Origin of the sequence: Brevibacillus daliensis (assembly GCF_021245735.1) — a bacterium.
Classification (GTDB): domain Bacteria; phylum Bacillota; class Bacilli; order Brevibacillales; family Brevibacillaceae; genus Brevibacillus_B; species Brevibacillus_B daliensis.
This window is the reverse complement of the sequence record NZ_JAJISB010000066.1, coordinates 1-2,610: the sequence shown is the minus strand read 5'-3', so window position 1 is coordinate 2,610 and position 2,610 is coordinate 1. Positions and strand designations below refer to the sequence as shown.

Below are 2,610 nucleotides of genomic sequence, written 5' to 3'. Positions count from 1 at the left end.
TGGAAATATGTACCCCTTCTTGATAAGACCTATACCTCTGCTTGATATGAATTTAAAAAGTTATATAATACGCCTTGCAGTCGCTAATAGGTCGAGTAATTATTCCAAAATGTTAAAAACAGTGAATTTGATTCATGGGAGTAAAACCAAAAACTTGACACTAATAACAGATCATCGTATATCGCTGAAGAGCATCAGGTGGAAATGAATTACATTATTTTGCGCAACTTTTAATCGTTTTCTTCGTTGATATATTTGTATAGCAACTACATAAAGGGGAGAGAACACGTTGAATATTTCAAAAAAAATTCTTATTGGAAGCGTTGCAGGAGCATTATTGTTTACCGGAGGAATGATGGCTGGCAGTAACAGCGCACTGGCAAAAAAGGCAACGGAAGCGATACGGGTTAATTTTGCTAATATCAAATTAATTGTCAATGGCAAAGAGATTCAGACCAAGGCAGAGCCATTCTCATACAATGGCAACGTTTATGTTCCTGCAGCTACCATTGCCAATATGTTTGGCATCGGTCAAACGTGGGATAACAACACTCCTGCAGTTCGTTTCGAAAGTGCTGACAGAGTAGCAAGTGCTCCGCAGTATGGTGGCATGCAGGGACAGCAAAATTACCCCCACCCCTTGGACTATGTGTACGCTCTACGTCCAGGATTTGAAAAAGTGGTTAACATTGTAAATGATAAAGAACTTGCCATTCCTAAGATGGAAAGCACTGGAACATTGACTCCCATCTCTTTTATGGTTCACACAAACATATTCTACATGTTAGAAACCAATTCCCAAGGAACATTTATTAATGGGTATCAGATTGACAAGGTAAAATTCACTATTTCCAAAGTGTTTTCCCGTCAAATTGAACCCGTTAAAGGTACACTTACCTTCAATGAAGCTACCCGAGAATTCACAGAGAAAATTTACGCTAATGCTGACGGCCAATTTAAACTAGTAGGGGTAAAAGTTTATCAGATAGGTTGGGATAACATGATCACCAAGAGAGAGGAATTACTTACTCAATAGTTATTATTTAATGTATTTATCAGATCGATAGTATATTGTAGAAGACAAAACAGCGGCATACTAGGACATCATTCTCCTCCTGGCTGTCGCTTTTTTATTTCATTCGATCATTTTATTTCCAAATTGGTCATTTCATTTCAGTCATCACCTTCATAATGTCTTCCATTTTCTTCTGCACCTCAGCGCGAAGCCTTCCCTCTTGGATTCTTGGAGATACCAATGATAAATGTTATTAGTTAATTAGTTTATGTATAATATAGAGTAAATTTCATACATTTGAACTAATTGCAAGGAAGGAGATTAATCTTGCCTTATCAAACTGATGAAAGATTAAAAAGCTACCTAGACACTAACCAATTACATAGAGAACAAATGTGTAGAGCAATTCTTGCTATAGACAAAAGATTCAGTGAAGTGCGACCTCGTCATCCGCGAGGAGGTCCTGAATGTACCTGAAAGAGCCAAAACAAAAAATTGTATCAATATTATTTGGATCTTCAGATAAATCGAATAGAATGAGAATTGGTTTAGGAGAAGATTTCACCAAACAAAAATCAGGTATTAAATACGGGATAGGCGGAGGCCAATGGGAACAGTATATTTATCTTGAAGAGACCAGAAATGATGACTCGGAAGAAGAAGAAAAGTATGTGTGTGTTGGCTCTTCTTCCTCAATTGGTAGAGATGAAATAGAGCTTTTACCTATTTCTTATAGAAAAAGTAGTTTAATAAGACTTTCTCCTAATTTAACACTAAGAGATTTAGATGAAGCGATGTTCCTACCTTTTGTAAATAAATCTTTGGCAGAAAAATTCAAGGCAATACATGTATATTCAAATGGTTACAAACTTCAGGAAATTAGCAGTTCTGAATTTTATATCGATGAATCGGAAATTGCCCCACAATTTCCCGCCGAATTCACCGAGGATGAGCTCTGCGATCCTTGGGTAAGAGTTCGGCCTAAAAATGCCTCAACATTTCATATTAGCTTTTTTGATGAAACTCCAAAAAGAATGTTTATTCCTAGTCAAACAGTAAATAGCCTGGAAAAACCAAAATAAATAGTTTAAGTTCAGTAGAAGATTACTAAAATCGATTACGAGACAATTGAGAATTTAATATTGAATTATATTGCAAGGAAACCCATGTTCACTTAAAGCGGGGTAACGAAGGGTTCGATAGTTCAATAAATCAGCGGCAGTCTAGGACTATATTTTTTTCGTCCATGTCTGCCGTCGTTTCGATTTTTGGGATGAATCTAAAACTTATTTAACGGAGTATGACTGTTTGTAATTCGAAAAAACCCGTGGATTCAACACATCTAGTCTAAAGAATACTTTCCCAAGACTTATACATGATTTTTGTATAAATGTGTGAAGTGTTATTTTCCATTAATTATGAGCGATATTAGCATTTTTAGTAAGTTAGAATAATCGTTTTAACTTTTTATGCGCAAATAATGGGAATACGGTAAGTTTTTTCTTTGAGTTTTTCCATTTATTATGACCAACTACAAGTGTTGTCGTTGGTCATAATAGATGGAAAAATGCTCAATTTACATGAAAAAAACTGCT

2 protein-coding genes are annotated in these 2,610 nt (G+C 35.6%); both read left to right on the top strand.

Translation table 11 applies throughout. From position 1 onward, the window contains the following. Nucleotides 1-289: 289 nt before the first annotated feature. Nucleotides 290-1,036 carry a stalk domain-containing protein gene (locus LM917_RS24200; protein ID WP_232700259.1) on the top strand — a complete coding sequence of 249 codons (747 nt, stop codon included), beginning with the start codon at nucleotides 290-292 and terminating at the stop codon, nucleotides 1,034-1,036. Nucleotides 1,037-1,482: 446 nt separating this feature from the next. After that, nucleotides 1,483-2,097, top strand: coding sequence for a hypothetical protein (locus tag LM917_RS24195; protein ID WP_232700258.1), 615 nt, complete (start codon nucleotides 1,483-1,485; stop codon nucleotides 2,095-2,097). Nucleotides 2,098-2,610: the final 513 nt, after the last annotated feature.

What these genes read in the sequence shown, in the direction of transcription:
- LM917_RS24195 (WP_232700258.1), top strand. Translation starts at nt 1,483, where the DNA reads ATGTACCTGAAAGAGCCAAAACAAAAAATTGTATCAATATTATTTGGA.